Origin of the sequence: Lysinibacillus sp. NPDC093210 (assembly GCF_044753985.1) — a bacterium.
Classification (GTDB): Bacteria; Bacillota; Bacilli; order Bacillales_A; family Planococcaceae; genus Lysinibacillus.
Map to the genome: position 1 here is coordinate 254,969 of NZ_JBIVOE010000003.1, position 16,568 is coordinate 271,536.

General features: G+C 36.6%; 13 protein-coding genes, 2 pseudogenes and 1 riboswitch. Of the genes and pseudogenes, 3 read left to right on the forward strand and 12 right to left on the reverse strand.

The window, feature by feature from the left end:
* Positions 1-34: 34 nt before the first annotated feature.
* From ACIP9C_RS10470 to ACIP9C_RS10515, 10 genes and pseudogenes are all read right to left on the reverse strand, one after another.
* Positions 35-943 (reverse strand): NAD(P)H-dependent flavin oxidoreductase, encoded by a 909-nt coding sequence (locus tag ACIP9C_RS10470; RefSeq protein ID WP_401010318.1) that lies wholly within the window; start codon positions 941-943, stop codon positions 35-37.
* A gap of 187 nt (positions 944-1,130) precedes the next feature.
* Positions 1,131-1,409 carry a DUF1871 family protein gene (locus ACIP9C_RS10475; protein ID WP_401010320.1) on the reverse strand — a complete coding sequence of 93 codons (279 nt, stop codon included), beginning with the start codon at positions 1,407-1,409 and terminating at the stop codon, positions 1,131-1,133.
* A gap of 242 nt (positions 1,410-1,651) precedes the next feature.
* Positions 1,652-2,659 (reverse strand): LCP family protein, encoded by a 1,008-nt coding sequence (locus ACIP9C_RS10480; RefSeq protein WP_401010322.1) that lies wholly within the window; start codon positions 2,657-2,659, stop codon positions 1,652-1,654.
* Positions 2,649-3,176 carry a sigma-70 family RNA polymerase sigma factor gene (locus ACIP9C_RS10485; RefSeq protein ID WP_401010324.1) on the reverse strand — a complete coding sequence of 176 codons (528 nt, stop codon included), beginning with the start codon at positions 3,174-3,176 and terminating at the stop codon, positions 2,649-2,651. The genes ACIP9C_RS10480 and ACIP9C_RS10485 overlap by 11 nt, the downstream gene beginning before the upstream one ends.
* Before the next feature lie 221 nt (positions 3,177-3,397).
* Entirely contained in the window at positions 3,398-3,823 is a 426-nt protein-coding gene (gene fabZ, locus ACIP9C_RS10490; protein WP_401010326.1) for a 3-hydroxyacyl-ACP dehydratase FabZ, read from the reverse strand.
* Between the two features lie 524 nt (positions 3,824-4,347).
* Complete coding sequence (locus ACIP9C_RS10495) at positions 4,348-4,734, reverse strand: hypothetical protein (RefSeq protein ID WP_401010328.1); 387 nt, start codon at positions 4,732-4,734, stop codon at positions 4,348-4,350.
* 170 nt (positions 4,735-4,904) lie between these two features.
* A pseudogene (locus tag ACIP9C_RS10500) lies at positions 4,905-6,686 on the reverse strand (vitamin B12-dependent ribonucleotide reductase); the annotation flags it as partial.
* 76 nt (positions 6,687-6,762) lie between these two features.
* Positions 6,763-7,614: an LAGLIDADG family homing endonuclease gene (locus ACIP9C_RS10505; protein ID WP_401010330.1), complete on the reverse strand. Its 852-nt coding sequence runs from the start codon at positions 7,612-7,614 to the stop codon at positions 6,763-6,765.
* A 208-nt stretch (positions 7,615-7,822) separates the two neighbouring features.
* Positions 7,823-8,614, reverse strand: a pseudogene (locus ACIP9C_RS10510) (ribonucleotide reductase N-terminal alpha domain-containing protein); the annotation flags it as partial.
* 202 nt (positions 8,615-8,816) lie between these two features.
* The gene (locus ACIP9C_RS10515) at positions 8,817-9,647 is read right to left on the reverse strand and encodes a lipoate--protein ligase family protein (RefSeq protein WP_401010332.1); all 831 of its coding nucleotides are present in this window, start codon (positions 9,645-9,647) and stop codon (positions 8,817-8,819) included.
* Positions 9,648-9,771: 124 nt separating this feature from the next.
* Between ACIP9C_RS10515 and ACIP9C_RS10520 the strand changes: the two genes are divergently transcribed.
* The 3 genes from ACIP9C_RS10520 (at position 9,772) to ACIP9C_RS10530 (ending at position 13,622) form a co-directional block, all read left to right on the forward strand.
* Entirely contained in the window at positions 9,772-10,155 is a 384-nt protein-coding gene (locus ACIP9C_RS10520; RefSeq protein WP_340823831.1) for a rhodanese-like domain-containing protein, read from the forward strand.
* 564 nt (positions 10,156-10,719) lie between these two features.
* Positions 10,720-10,796, forward strand: a riboswitch (glycine riboswitch).
* 166 nt (positions 10,797-10,962) lie between these two features.
* Complete coding sequence (locus tag ACIP9C_RS10525; RefSeq protein ID WP_401010335.1) at positions 10,963-12,306, forward strand: amino acid permease; 1,344 nt, start codon at positions 10,963-10,965, stop codon at positions 12,304-12,306.
* An 824-nt stretch (positions 12,307-13,130) separates the two neighbouring features.
* Positions 13,131-13,622, forward strand: coding sequence for a hypothetical protein (locus ACIP9C_RS10530; RefSeq protein WP_401010337.1), 492 nt, complete (start codon positions 13,131-13,133; stop codon positions 13,620-13,622).
* 438 nt (positions 13,623-14,060) lie between these two features.
* On the opposite strand, the gene ACIP9C_RS10535 is transcribed toward ACIP9C_RS10530, so the two are convergent.
* Both ACIP9C_RS10535 and ACIP9C_RS10540 read right to left on the reverse strand, forming a co-directional pair.
* Positions 14,061-15,044 carry a glutaminase gene (locus tag ACIP9C_RS10535; RefSeq protein ID WP_401010339.1) on the reverse strand — a complete coding sequence of 328 codons (984 nt, stop codon included), beginning with the start codon at positions 15,042-15,044 and terminating at the stop codon, positions 14,061-14,063.
* A 96-nt stretch (positions 15,045-15,140) separates the two neighbouring features.
* A complete protein-coding gene (locus ACIP9C_RS10540; RefSeq protein WP_401010341.1) occupies positions 15,141-16,556 on the reverse strand; it encodes a M20 family metallopeptidase in 1,416 nt (471 codons plus the stop codon).
* Between the last annotated feature and the right edge of the window lie 12 nt (positions 16,557-16,568).

Genomic DNA, 16,568 nt, shown 5'->3' on the forward strand with positions numbered 1-16,568 from the left:
TGTGCGTTTTACTTTCTTTCATAATATATTTGCCCTATAAAGACTGTACAGCATTCAGTTGCTGCTTTGCACTTTTATATTCCTCATGTAATGTTGTGATTATGTCAAGGACTGACTCACGTTTTTCAATATTTGTGACACCATGCCCTGCCGACCAAATATCACGCCAAGCTTTTACATTCACAAGGTGCGTTAAATCAATGTCTTCTCTTGGCTTCAATGACGATGGATCAATGCCTTCCTTTAGTAAAGATGGAATTAGCACATTAACATGGACCCCACTGAAGGCATCCGTATACAAAACATCATCCGTTTTACTATCAATGACCATTTTTTTATAATCGTCTGGTGCATTTCCTTCATGACAAGCGATAAAACGAGTGCCTAGATAGGCATAGTCCGCCCCAATTATTTGCGCTGCTAAAACATCTGCACCACTAGAGATTGAACCCGATAAAATAATCGTTCCATTAAAGAATTTTTTAACGGCAGATACAAAGCCAAATGGATTTAGTTGTCCACCATGTCCACCTGCCCCTGCACAAACAAGAATCAAGCCGTCTACACCCGTTGCGGCTGATTTCTCAGCATGCTTAACGTTTGCTACATCCGCATAGACTTTACCGCCATAGCTATGAACAATGTCGATGACCCGCTTCGGGTTGCCTAGTGATGTAATAACGATAGGCGGCTCATATTCTTCAATTAACTGTAAATCTTCCTCAAAACGTGCATTTGCTACAGGATGACAAATGAAATTGACAGCCCACGGCTCTGTTGGTAATGCTTCTTTTATTTCTTGTAGCCATTCGGCACAAGTAGACGCCGGTCTTGCATTTAATAACGGAAACGAGCCAATAGCCCCCGCTCGACTCGCCTCAATGACCATTGCTGGATTAGATACTAAAAACATCGGCGCTACAATAATAGGTAAACGTGACATATTCTCTCCCCCTTTTTATTAAAGATTCTAGCAAGATTACAAAATCCCTACTTTATGAAATAATTTATTTTATCTCCAAATGGATTCACGACGACTGGTCGGTTTACATAAAAAAGTGTCTATCCGCTTATTTGGGATTAGACACTAGTTACTTTAATTATCAAGGATGCTCAATTTTTAATTTGACTTATTCCATTACACCCCGCGTATAATGATTGTTGATTTTGGTCCAAATTTCCAACGCAATTGGATAACAATTATTAATCGAATATACTTCATCTACCGAAAACATTTTGACAAATACCTCATGTATGACAACCGCTAATTTTTCAACAGAAGTTGCTGATGGTAAAAGGTCTACAATCATCCTTATTTCCGGGTCATATTCATCATCAGGTGTAAAATGTAAAAATCGCTTTGGATCCCAATTATCGATAATATCTTTTACAATAGGATAGTGTTTCATATTATCCCTCTTTTAATTTTATTTTTGTTTTCTTTAACAATCCTGTTCCGGTGTACGGGAACAATCAATCAACAATCACATGGATTGTTGAACATCCCCTTTTAACTTGAGATGTAGTAACCACATCTCTATTGACAGCAAATGAAAAAATGTGTGTTAATCTATAATTCATTAACACACATTTGTATTTTCTCTTAGTATAAAGTTACAACCCTAAATATACCAACATGACCAATTTTCACTTAGTTAAAAGTAGTTAACTCTTCTGAAACAGATTTTAAATAATCTTTCTCAAACATAACGAAGTATTTCCCACCTTTCATATCTTCTCTAATTCCATCACTTAAAGACAACGATTTTATTGAATATACGTCTATTTTTTCCTCAAACAAATGATCAAACGAAATATTAGTTTCAATTGGGGACAAAAGTTCTTTTAATTGTGTTTGTGGCATTTCGTTTTCTGTTTTATGAATAACTGCACGAATGAGGTTTAATAGGTTATCTTCACTTAAATTTCTGCCGTCTGTTGCTGCCATCATTAATGCCACAACCTCTTCCCCATTTAAACGATTCGTCCCTTTTTCGAAATCAAATCCTACTCTCGTTATAGCTCTTACTCGAGTATCTTCTTGCAAGTCATAATCTATCCCATTCACAGCATCAATCAATGCGGTAAAGGTTTTTAAATCTATAACTGCATAATAATCAATTGGTAAATCAAATAATTTTGAAACAGTTGCCCTAACATTTTCAGCTCCACCCGAACCGAAGGCATAAGCAAATAACAATTTATCGTACGTGGTCGTTCCATCACTGTTATCTATCGGTGTATAAGTTTCACTCGGAATAGAAACAACTTTCATCATCTTTTGATTTTTACTATATGTAAGTAAAAGGTTAAAAGGTATCCTATTATTCTCCTCTTCGGCCTTCACAGTAATTAGCGTAGTTAAAAGTTGATCTTCCTGAACAGCTGTTCCACTTGCATCACTTCTGTTCAGTTCTTTATTAACGTTTCCAGGAAAAAGCGATGGAATAAACAAAAACAGACACAACCCTAACGCTAATAAAGAAACTGTAAGTAGCACGAATTTTTTTGGGGCAGAAATAAGAGAGCTCTTTCCTTTATTATTGTTCTTCTCCAATTGACGAATTTGTTCAAATACTTCATGACGATCTTTTTGCGTAAATCTTAGCTCTTGTTCAGATGTCCTGTGCAATTTTTCACTCCAGCGTTTATCTTCCATTTAGTTCCGCCTCCTTTATTATCAACTCTAATCTTTGTTTTGCTCTTCTTAATCTCGTTTTCACAGTATTAACTGGAACGTCCAAAATTTCAGCAATTTCCTCAGACTTTAACGAATCAAAATAATATAGATAAACGACTTCACGGTAAACTTTCGGAAGAGAAAAAATCGTATCTTTTATTTCCTCATTTTTGTATTTATCGATAACCATTTTTTCTGTTGATGGGTGAATCGACTTTGCGGTTTCACTTATAAAACTTTTTACCTGTACCATTTTGTAATGCCAACTTTTTAAATAATCTTTACATTCATTAATTGTAATCCGATAGAGCCATGTCTTTATTTGTGCATCAAATCGAAACGAATCAAGGCTTTTGTAGCATTTGATAAACGCGTTTTGTACTAAATCCTTAGCAGTCTCCGAATCTTTAACATAAGAAAATGCCAACCGTACCAACTCATTTCCATATTCAATCATTATTTTTTCTAGTAAAAAATCTTTTTCTTCTCTATCCACTCTACTACCCTCCCTTTCTACTTACTTCAAATTCGGCTATTAGACGATACGCAAATCAACATAGGTTCAATTTCCAAAAAATATTTATTTTTACAAGTATTTTTATTCTTCTCGGCAAACATTCTTATAATTATAACTGACAAAAAAACCTGTATCTAAGATATTAAGAAATCATAGTTACAGGCTCATAATTGTTTATTATTTAATTCACTCAAATGGCTTCAGTCACCAAAGGCAAATAGTATTTCTACTTCGCAAGCTAACTCTCCGTCCACTGTAGCGATACCTTTCCCTTTTCCAATAGGACCTTTTAATCGAGTGATTTCCACCTCAAGACGGAGTTGGTCTCCAGGCTTTACTTGCCGTTTAAAACGACAGTTATCTATTCCTGCTAATAGCCCTAATCGCCCTTGATTTCCATCTTTAGTTAACATCACAACAGCGCTCACCTGAGCTAATGCCTCTACAATTAATACACCCGGCATAACTGGGTAATGAGGGAAGTGCCCGTTAAAAAATTCCTCGTTTACAGTCACGTTTTTAATTCCAACTGCATGTTTTCCTTCTTCTAATTCCAAAATCTTATCCACTAAAAGAAATGGATACCGATGTTTAATTATTTCTTTAATTTTTTGAGTATCTAACATTATTATTTCCCCCCTAACAATTAATTTAAAATCCCAATTCTAATTTTAACACCAGATACTAATAGTTGATACTATAATATTTTTCTTCCACTTTTCTGCCTCATTAGTTTACGTAATACAGCGATGCGCATTAAACAATGGCGTCTTGTTGAAAATTCCAAAATAAAAAGTAATGGCTGCATACATATGTTGTAACGAAGTAAACTAAACTAATAAAGCAAGCAACGATAATTTTGCGCTTTATTTCGTTTAGTTTGGCTCATCAGCAGTTGGGTATTAAAGAATATAGGTAGGAAATAGGAAGAAGAGAAGGAGGGATAAAATGTTTGACCAAGTTGCGTATTATATTTTTAGAGGGCTATTAATTCTAACAGTTTTAGTTGTTGTGATTGGCATCCCTCTTGGGGATACACTAATTCGAAAAAAATAAAACTGTATCCAAATGGATGCAGTTTTTTGATTGGGATTGGTGAAACAAATAGTAGCATATAGAACTAAAACTCCTCGCCCGTTTAATAAATCCCTTAATTTTGACCGTAATAATCTAGAGGATTAGTGATTTCATTTTCAATAAAAAAACGTGCTGAACTTTGAACCGTTTCTATAAACTCAGCATCATTTAATGAAATACCATTTTTAAACAAACGATTTAATTTTAATGTTTCTATACTTCCATTTACATTTGTTTCTTCGGTTAACACATTATATTGTATACGCATATATGTCTTTCCTTTATAGGTCACATAGGCAGTGACTTCACTATTTTCCAGATTAATAAGAGGGTAATCAACTTTAATACCACTAGAAATAAAGAGAGCTTTCCCAGCCAAACACTTTCGAACATAAAAAATCGAAAAAATAGCTAACGCAATACCTACCATCTTAGTTACATTACACGATGAACGCTCCATTACTTTCTCCCCTCAATTTTTTTAAGAAACCTACTTTGAAGTTTAAAATAACTTCTTCATAATCTTTACAATGATAGTAACATAACTATACATCAAAAAAATCATCTCACCTCTAATAATCTATAGAGGAGAGATGATTTATATCTACATCATCTTTATATTAATTCAATTTACAAACCACATTTTAATTGTGCACCACAGTTTGTGCAAGTGTTACAGCCACCCATTTCTTCGACGGTACCTTTACGACATACTGGGCATGTGTTTCCAACATCCGAGCCAATAACAGTTGTAGATTCAAGTGCTTGAATCGTATCAATTAATACGACTGGGCGTTTTGTGTGCTCTTCTACTAATTCTTCTTCAAATGATAACTGATCCATATCATTTTCTTCTGCTTTTAGTGTAAGAACTTGTGAATCACGGCTACCATCAACATAGACCGTACCACCTTTAGCGCCACCTTTATATAGGCGCTCGTATACTTTTTCTACTTGTTCAACTGTATAGCCTTTTGGTGCATTCACCGTTTTAGAGATCGAAGAGTCAATCCATTTTTGAATGATACATTGCACATCTGCATGCGCTTCTGGTTTTAATTCCATTGCAGTCACAAACCATTCAGGCAGTTTATCTTCTGTAGCTTCTGGATGACGGTCTAAGTATTCCTGAACGATTTCCGCTTTTACTTCAATAAATTTACCTAAACGGCCAGAACGGTAATAAGTAAATGAGAAGTACGGTTCTAGACCCGTTGCTACGCCTACCATTGTTCCTGTAGAACCTGTTGGCGCAACAGTTAGTAGATGCGAATTACGGATACCTGTTTCTAAAATTTGTTCTTTAATGTGTGCAGGCATTTTTTGCATGAAGCCTGTTTCCGTAAATGCTTTGCGTAAACGTGCTGTTTCTTCCTCTGTCGCTCCTACTAGGAACGGGAAGCTGCCACGTTCTTTTGCTAACTCTGTAGAAGCCTCATATGCTGTTTCTGCAATTGTTTTAAAGATTTCATCTACAAGTTCATTGCCCGCTTCTGAGCCATATTCTTTTTCACAATAAATAAGTAAATCCGCTAAGCCCATTACTCCTAAACCAACACGGCGCTCACCAAGAGCTTGTACACGGTTTTCTTCTAGGAAGTAAGGTGTTGCATCGATTACATTATCCTGCATACGGACACCAACACGGACCGTTTCACGTAATGCTTCATAATCAACTGTCTGGTTTTCTTTATTTGCAAATTGTGCTAAGTTAACAGCTGCTAAGTTACAAACTGAATATGGTGCAAGTGGTTGTTCCCCACATGGGTTTGTCGCAACAACGCTTTGGCCATAAGCTTTAGCGTTTGTCATATCGTTGGCATTGTCGATAAAGAAAATACCTGGCTCTGCAGAGTATGTTGCACATACGTTGATTAGATTCCAAAGCTCTTTTGCTTTAATTGTACGATATGTTCGAACTTTGTAGCCCATCTTCTCCCATTCACGTACGTCTCCAACTTTATGCCATTCACTGTTGTATATAGCCATTTCTTCTTTTGAATATTCTTCAACTGCTGGGAAACGAAGCTCAAAGTCAGCATCTGCTTCAACAGCTTCCATAAATTCTTTTGTTAACGTCACAGAGATATTAGCACCTGTTAAAAACTCAGAGTTATGAACTGTGTACGTACCACCGTCACGTAATTTATTTTCTGCTTCACGGATAATCCCATTGTCGAATCCGCCTAATCCCTCAATACCTTTATAATTAACAATGCCTTGATACATTGCTTCTTCTTGCATTGAAAGTGGCTTAAAGTTTAATTTTTCTTTTGCTAGACGAATAATCGTCTCATCTGCTGTATTTTCCATTAGGTATCGTAGAATACGCGGATTTTGCATTTTTGAAATAATAAATTCTACGATATCAGGATGCCAATCTGCCAGCATAATCATTTGTGCCCCACGCTTTTTGTTACATAAAAGTATTTTAAAATACTTTTGCGATGCGGTCATTTCTGCCACATTCTTATGCTTTCACATAAGATCAGACTATATCATCAAAGAAGGATTTGATTTTTTCATATTTGCGATTGAGTTGAATGGAGCCATACTTATATAACTGTTGAGCAATCTTTTTCACATCATCTTTTCGAGTAATGTATAAGTCTACACAACCTTGTTTCGGATAAAGTTTGTGGACAGATAAAGCCAGTTGATTATTATGAAGAAATTGTAGCAATGACAGGAGCATATGACTATTTCCTGTAAACCCGAGTCTTCCACGACTTGATATATGACCATCTGCATCAAAAAAACCTCTTAAATACGCCCACTGTAAATCTTCTCTTCCAAAATTAATCCAACGTTCAAAACCTGTTTTTCGTGGTGTAATTCCTAATTTAATTAAATCATTACACATTTCTGTTGAATTGATTGGTAAAGCGTATTTATTTTGTTCATTTGGCGCTGTGCGTGGTCGGAATTTAATTGCGTCCAACATACATAATTCTTTAGCGATATCTTCAAGTAGTTGTCGATTTTGCTCTGCGAGTGATAACACAAGGCATTTAGATTTTCTGCGGTCAAAAATCGTTCCATCACCTGTAATGTAACCTACTAAATAAGCCTTATTCGCTGTATCAACTTGTTTAAAGTAGTTTTCATTATAACGATATTTCTTATTTTTCAGCTTACCAGCTTCACCAGGTGTTCTTGGTTTAAAAAGTTCTAATTCTTTATTCCATCTAAGAATTGTTCCTCTACCTATACGAAGTGTTTTCGCAATATCTACTTGGCTCATTCCATGCTCATGTAACTCAATAATCTCTTTAATCAATCGTTCTTTGTCTCGCGCCTCGTAAGGACGTCTCCGTACATTACGATTTACTTCTTCCATGCTTCCACCTCCTAAGTGGCTTAAAAGTTTAGGAAGGTTCAATAGTCGTTGAACGTTCATCTGCATTTCCACAGATGCTTCGCTGCTGATTGCCCAATCTTTTCTTTTTTCAAGCATTCACGTTTAACTTCACAGTTTACGTTGTAGCAAGAAAAGCTCTAAGGGTGTTCCAGCAATTCACGAGATTTTAATCCCGCCGTTTTGGTTAACGGGATCCACCTTGCTCGACAAGGTGAGTCAGTTTTGCAATGTCATCTAGCCATGAAACCGAACCTGAAGATTTACCATTAACACCACGTGCTAACGTATTGCGTGGACGAAGTGTTGAACCATTCGTTCCTACACCACCACCACGGCTCATAATTTCCATTACTTGCTTACGGTGATCACTAATACCTTCACGTGAATCCGCAACAAACGGCATTACATAGCAGTTAAAGAAGGTTACATCTGTTTCAGAACCTGCTCCATAAATGACACGGCCAGCTGGTACAAATTTCAATGATACAAGCTGTTTATAAAATTTCTCAAACCATTCTTGGCGTTTTTCAGCTGTTTTTTCAACTGAAGCAAGCCCTGTTGCATTTCGTTTTGCGATTTGCTCATAAAATATTTCAAGAGGCTTTTCTAGCACGTCAATTGAACGTGTAATCACACCTGTTTCTTGCTCTTTTGGATCATCTAATGCGCTACGGTAGTCTTCCTCAATCAAAATGTCTGCTGTTTTTGTAGACATATCGATATGTTGTATTGTTCCTAAACCGCGTGCTGGGAATTTTGGATCTGCCTTAACTGTTAATACGACGAAATCACCAGCTTTTAGCGTTTTCTTTTCCGTATCCTTAAACGAGTAGCGATCGATCATTACAAGTCTTGATACACCTTTATGCGTTATGTGCATATCGGGCGTAACAGGGTGAACCTGTGGGAATTGCTCAATATCTTTGTTTAACTGTTCAATTTGTTTGTTTACATCGGGTTGATGATTTGTGAGTACCATCGTTTTGCCTCCCTTATTTTAAGCCTTACAATAATAAATACACAATATCATGTGTCGGTAAACACTACATATTGTGTATGTTTCTTTTAAAAAGATACTATATATAGATTTTTAATTCAACTCTTGCAATTTCAAGTAGATTGGTTACTGCTTGCCATTACAAGGTTTAAACGGTGAAAAAATATTTTTCTTATACCATATTTTACTTTTTAAAGTTCCAATCATCATGTGCGTATTTTTTTTCTTCTAAATCGCGCACATATTTTAATTGCTCCTCAGAAAGTGTAAATGGTTTTAATTCAATTTGCAACGATTTTGCAAAGCCATCTCGAAATGCAGTTACACATTGTTCGATAGAAACAGGTTCTTTAACAAGGCTATTAATAGCAACCGCCTTCTCTGGTAGTTTTTTGCGCATACGCTCTTTTGCCTCATCACTAGAAAAATTAAATACAGATAATAATTTCTCTTCATCTAGATCAAGTAAAATCGCACCATGCTGTAAAATTACACCTTTTTGACGTGTTTGTGCACTACCTGCTATTTTTTTGCCTTCTACAACAAGCTCATACCAACTCGGTGCATCAAAGCATACGGCACTTTTTGGCTGTTTCAAATCTGCCTTTTTTTCTTCCGTGTCAGGTACGCTAAAATAAGCATCCATCCCTAAATTATGAAAGCCTTGTAATATACCTTCACTTAATACGCGATACGCTTCAGTCACTGATTCAGGCATATTTGGATAGCTTTCAGTAACAATCACGCTATATGTCAATTCATGTTCATGTAATACTGCTCGACCGCCTGTTGGTCGACGAACAAAACCTATTCCTTGTTCACGTAATGCTTCTAAATTAATATCTCTTTTCGCTTGTTGAAAATAACCAATCGACAAAGTTGCTGGCTCCCACTCATAAAATCGAATAACTGGAGGAATTAAACCCTCACTATGCCAATCAAGCAATGCCTCATCTAGTGCCATATTAAAAGAAGGACTACATTTTCCTGAATTTAGAAAATACCAAGTTGTCATTACGTCATCTCCTACATTTATAGATCATTTCTAGCCACAATCTAGTTAATTTTATCAAACTCATTGGACTATCGCTAGCGCATCTTTTATAATAATAAAGAAGATAGAAAGGGGTAAGAAGAAATTGGATATACTTATCACAATTGGCGTTATTTTAGTAGTTCTAATTGCATATATCGGTATTAATGCAATGCGTCTAAAAAAAGCCGTAACCAACTTAACACAAGAACAATTTATTGAAGGCTACCGTAAAGCACAGTTAATCGATGTGCGTGAACAAAAAGAATTTGATGCAGGTCATATTCTTGGAGCTCGTAACGTTCCTTCTACAGCATTACGTCAACGTCATAAAGAAATCCGCCCAGATTTACCAGTATACTTATACTGTCAAAATACAGGCCGTAGCGCGCGTGCTGCTCTTTACCTAAAAAAACGTGGTTACAATCAAATCTATCAGCTTGATGGTGGATTCCGTAATTGGACTGGTAAAATTAAAACAAAAAAATAACAATTAAAGCGAACTTAATAAGGCAAAAGCGTCTATTTCAAATAGTACTTTTCACAGTAAAGCATGTATTTCGAAAAATCGACACCAATGCTTATTTTCGCGCAAAAGAATCCATTCCAACTGCTTTGGTAATGGATTCTTTTTGCTAAAATCCAGAGTTTCTTCTATATAATAGTAGTTGTCTAACGACTAACCAGTTCGTTTGAATTTAACTTATTCTTCCTCATACAGTGGACAGTAAAATGTCAAACTGCTCCGAAGTATTGTCGAGCCCGTTTATCAAAAAACTCTTTTTGTCGTAAAAGTGAATTTTCCACAGCCTCCATATGTGTTCTAATTCTACTCTCCTACTTTGTTGTAAGCCATCTCCCATTGCAAGAAAAACAATATGTCTAAAATAACTATTTTTCGTAACAAATATATCAGCATGAACCGAATTCTTCTTTTTTTGCTGAAAACAACTGAAATTTACCCTTGAATTATTTGCTAGGCATTGATAGGATAAATAATATCTTAAAATAATGTATAGATTAAAGCTATGAATGCTATGGATCAAACTATAGCAGGAGCATTTCTGGAGAGAGCGCAATTTGCGTCGCCGAAGGGTTCACTATCTCAGGCAAAAGGACAGAGGAGTAATATAAACTTTCATCACGAAAGCTATACCACACGAATGTTGAATTTATTTTTAACTACCGAACTTTCGAACATGGTAATTGTTATTCTGACGTTTACGAGACTAGTGTCGCTACTAGTCTCTTTTTATTTTCCAGTCACAGCTTCTACGCATCTTATGGGGGAATGAACGTGGAACAGCAACAATTAAAACGTGATTTAAAAAATCGCCATGTGCAACTTATTGCGATTGGCGGAACTATTGGTACCGGTTTATTTTTAGGAGCAGGTAAAGCAATTGCTTTAGCAGGGCCTTCTATTATATTGGCATATCTTATTGTCGGAACCGCCTTATTTTTCGTTATGCGGGCGCTTGGGGAACTATTATTATCGAACGCTGGCTATACTTCATTTACTGATTTCGCCACAGAGTATATTGGCTCTTGGGCAGGATACGTCACTGGCTGGACCTATTGGTTTTGCTGGATTATGACCGCAATGGCTGATATTATTGCCGTCGGTGTCTACATACAATATTGGTTTAATATCCCACAATGGGTACCTGCAATTGGCTGTCTAGTACTTTTATTATTTTTAAACTTACTGACTGTAAAACTATTTGGGGAACTCGAATTTTGGTTTGCTCTCATTAAAGTTGTAACAATCGTTGCGCTTATAATTATTGGATTATTCATGCTATTCACTGGATTCCAAACAAGCTCTGGAACGGTAACAGTAGAAAATCTTTGGACACATGGTGGGCTCTTCCCTAACGGCATATACGGTTTCCTGATGGCATTCCAAATGGTTGTCTTCGCTTTTGTTGGGGTTGAATTAGTCGGTGTTTCTGCTGCAGAAACCGCAAATCCAAAAAAAAATATCCCCTCTGCGATTAACAAAATTCCACTACGAATTTTATTATTTTATGTAGGGGCATTAGTAATCATCTTATGCATCAACCCTTGGTATGAAATGTCTGGAACAAGCAGTCCCTTCGTACAAGTATTTACATTAGCTGGCATACCTATTGCAGCTGGTATTATTAATTTTGTAGTACTGACATCTGCCGCCTCAGCAGGCAATAGTGGTTTATTTTCGACAAGTCGCATGCTGTATAATCTTGGTCGCAATAAACAAGCATCCGCTTCATTTGCAAAGCTGAATAAAAACAGTGTACCAAGTAATGCACTTATCATCTCTGCAATCGTTGTATCAGTGGGGGCATTACTTAGTAAGCTAATGCCTGAAAACGCCTTTAGCGTCGTGACAACTATTAGTGCAATCTGTTTCATTTGGGTATGGAGTATTATTTTAATCTCTCATATCATTTATAAACGTAAAAATCGAGCCTTACATGAAGCATCGATTTTCAAAGCACCATTAACACCGTTTGTGAACTATTTAATACTTGCTTTCTTCGCATTTTTATTAGTTGTTATGTTGATTTCCGAAGAAACAAGAACGGCTCTTTTACTAACACCTATCTGGTTTATCGGTCTTTTCATCCTATACAAACGCAAAAATCGCCAACATTAAACTCCACTGTTTCTATCATCATTTGTGACAAATCACAGCAAAGACGCAATCACTAAGCATTGCGTCTTGTTTTTCATTATTATAGTTGATTACACTGACTGCCTACCTTTCTCCAATTATCCAACACTACAATGTGTAGCTGTACAACTGATATTGCTATCTCTGCCGTACCCCATTCTCTTATTGACTGTTCATTTAACTTTGTATCTCCTTTTTAATGCTAAACTAGCGTTATGCGATCTAGATGACAGGCGATAATTGTGATAACAAATAATAGTTTTTCAACAAAAGTCTCCCCTCCCGCATACTTAATGTTTTTAATGTAAACCTATTATTAATCAAAAAAGTAACTTCCTTTTTAGACTAATTAATAGGAAGAAAAAACAGTGTAATTTCATTTATTTTATATTGAAAATTTTTAGTTATTTTTTTATAATGTCACTAAGAAATTGGTAGCACATGTTTGAATAGTTGATTATATGTAGGTTTGGTGCAAAATTATGTGAATTTGATATTCAAACATCCACTATTAATACAAAGGGGTAAAGACAATGAAAATGAAAAATCTATTGATTACATTAGTTAGTGTTGTCATTGTATTTTTCATAATAAGCTTAGTCCAAGCAAGAATAACATGGCCATTACTACAAGTATTAATAATCATCGGTTTTATTATCAATCTATGTATGTCTTTATTGTCTGAAAAAAAAAAAAAAATACAGTAAATAATAAAGGGGGTTTATAAAGTTTCATATTTATAGTCCGTTCATTTTGTAGTGAGTATTAATTTGAGTAAAATTATTTCATGAATAGGGGAGATTTTAATGTTGAAGAAAAAACTATCTTTTATATTAACTACTCTACTATTAATGTTTAGTATAATAATTTTGCCACACAATACTGCAGTAGCTGCAAATTTAACATTAGACGAAGTAAGTTATATAGTCACTGAATATTTAAAACTAGATGAAATTAGCGAAACAGTTTTCATTGAAAGAGAGCAAGAATTAAAAGCACGAATCGGTGATGATTATTTTAATGAATTGGTTCAAACAATGGAAAAACTAAATCAAGTTATCGCTAGTCCAGAAGGTAAAAAGCTGAAGGATGATGTTCTAAATCAAGCAAATACAACTGTTGTGATGTCAAGAATTAGTGGATGTGGAGCAGCTGCTCTTGCAGCTACAGCACATACAACAGCATTTACAGGACTTATGACACTTGCAGGTGTTAGCGGTCTAGTAGGTTGGGCCCTCGGTGCTGCTATTGGAGGAGTGTGGTTAGGAGCCTCCGCAGCAGGTGGATGTTTAAATTAATATAATAGCCTTTTAGCAGATTGTGAAACTATGTTTCAATTCTGGTGCTTTTTAGTGAAAACTTTCACTCCGCAAGCATTCAAATCAAGCTTGGCATAACTCAATGAAACACTACAAAAGAAAAAGTCATTGATCAAACAAGACTTCAAAAGGCATATAAATTTTAAAAGTACCATCCCTCTAGTACAACTAAAAAGCATGGCGATTCATTTCTATTGTTAATCATCTAAGCATGAAGCCCCCTCAAGATGAGATTTCCCATTACGCAAGTAAGTAAGATCCCTGCTATTTTCAAAAAAATAGACTCTTGCGGCTTACTTTTGTGCCCGCAGAAAGCGCCCGAACGTAACGGAAATCAATGGCAGTAGTTCTTTACTTTTAAATTTTATAAAAAAAGACTGTAGATAAGGCTTCATGCTAATCTACAGTCTTTTATCATTAAAAAATATTCATGTTCCACTCTGTCGCAACATGTTTTAGTAATTTTACTCCGGCAACACTATTTCCGATTTCGTCAATAGCAGGCCCATAAATGCCAATACCACAACCAGCTGGGAATGGCGAACCTAAACTTGCGTGACTTGGAACAGCTGCAACAATGGCGCCCGAGACACCACTTTTAGCGGGTAATCCAATAAATGCAGCGAATTTACCTGATGCATTATACATACCGCATGTCACCATAAGTGCCTTCGCTAGTTTTGCCACTTGCTTAGGAAACAGCTGTGTTTGTAATAGCGGATGATAGCCATCGTTAGCAATGATTAAACCGATCATCGCTAAATCCGAAACATTTACTTCAATTGCACATTGCTTTAAATACACTTCCAATGCCTCTTCTACAGGGCAATCTAAAAAGCCTGAATCCATTAAATAATAAGCTAAAGACCGATTGCGATTGGCGGTGTGCCATTCAGATTGAAAAACTTCTTCATTTACCTTTAATTTCTTCCCAACAATTTTCTCTAAAAAATAGAGGATTTTTGAAACTTTCTCTTGTGGGGAATTACCAGCTAGCATCGAGGAAACTGTAATGGCTCCTGCATTAATCATCGGATTAAACGGTTTTCCAGGCTGATGACTTTCCAGACGAATAATTGAATTGAAAGTATCACCCGTAGGCTCTACATCTACACGCTCTAACACATAAGGCAACCCTCGATCCATACACGCTAAAATAAATGTTACAACTTTCGAAACACTTTGAAGCGTAAAAAGTTCAGTTGTATCCCCTCCATTGATTTCGTCATTATTTGGTCCGATAATTGAAATGGCCAATTGATGAGGATCTTTTTGAGCTAATGCTGGAATATAGCTTGCACATTTACCCTCTTGTGCAAATGGTCGAAACTCCTTTACCCACTCAGCCACAAGAAGTTGATGCGGATTATCGTAATCGTTGTTAGTATGATTGGTAAGCATTATACTATTCTCCTCTCTTGGATGAATGCCATCATCTTTTCTAACTAGGGAAAAATAGAGCCCTCATAGTTCATCTACGAAGACTCCTTTTTCAATTTAACGCTTTGGAGGCATTGTTCCTTCTGGGATTAATGACACATAAGTTTCCCCATCTAGGCGTTCCTTCCATTCTTTTTTAGCTTCTGCAATAAGCGCTGGATTATTTATTAATTCAACTGCTGTGCAAGCCATAATTTTGGCAGCCTGTAGCATTCCTTTATGAGCAATCGGCATGACGCCCTGTGATACAACCTGCCAAGTATGAAGCGGTGTACCGAGTGCCATACAGACAGTTGTACATTGAACAGTGGGAACAATCCAGCTAACATCCCCTACATCTGTTGATCCGCCCATGATAAATTCAGGTAGGACACTTGGAATGTGGTCTGCAATCACTTTATCTTTTAACTGCATCGCGTCTTCTTTTTTTAGACCAACTAATGATGATGCTTGAATTTCAGGGCTAAACGTATTAAAAATAGATTGCGCATGCTGCTCATCTTCTATTGTATAAGTTGGCATACCAATTTCAAGTATTTGTTTTTGCATTGCGTCATACAGCGTTTTGTTTGAAATAAGATTGGAGGCAGCTCCCTCAAAGGCAATCTCTACTGAAGTTCCTGTCATCAACGTTGCGCCTTTCGCAATATTTTCAACACGTTGATAAATCTCTTGTACTTGTTGTTTTTTAGGTGCTCTTACTAAGTAAGTTACCTCCGCATATGGTTGGACAACATTCGGAGACGTGCCGCCTGAATCTGTGATCGCATAATGCAAGCGCGCTTCTGGAATAATATGCTCGCGTAAATAGTTTACCCCAACATTCATTAGCTCAACTGCGTCTAACGCACTTCTGCCAAGATGGGGTGCAGCGGCAGCATGTGCACTTTTCCCAGTAAACTTAAAAGTTACTGCATAGTTTGCTAGAGAGCTACAAGTCATGACCGTTGAAAAAGTACCCGGGTGCCAAGATATCGCAATATCGACATCATCGAAAATACCTACGTTCGCCATATAAGCTTTACCTGAACCATTTTCCTCTGCTGGACAACCGTAGAATCGAATCGTCGCCGATTGATTATTTTGTTCTAAGTAATCTTTCACCGCAACAGCAGCAGCAAATGCGCCTGTTCCTAATAAGTTATGTCCACAACCATGACCACTTCCTCCATTCTCTAATGGCTCATAATGTGTAGCACCACCCTTTTGACTCAAGCCTGGGAGTGCATCATATTCACCTAGAAATGCAATAACAGGCTTTCCAGAACCGAATGTTCCGACGAGTGCCGTTTCAAGCCCAGCAACGCCAACTTCTGTGGCAAATCCCTCTTTTTCTAATGCAGCTTTCATATACTGAACAGATTTTTTCTCTTGAAAGTGCAGTTCAGGCACCGTCCAAATCGCATTGCTCAATGCTACACTAGCTTCACTTTTTGCTTCAATTAACGAAGATATTTTTTCATGAATACTCATATTTTCTCCTCC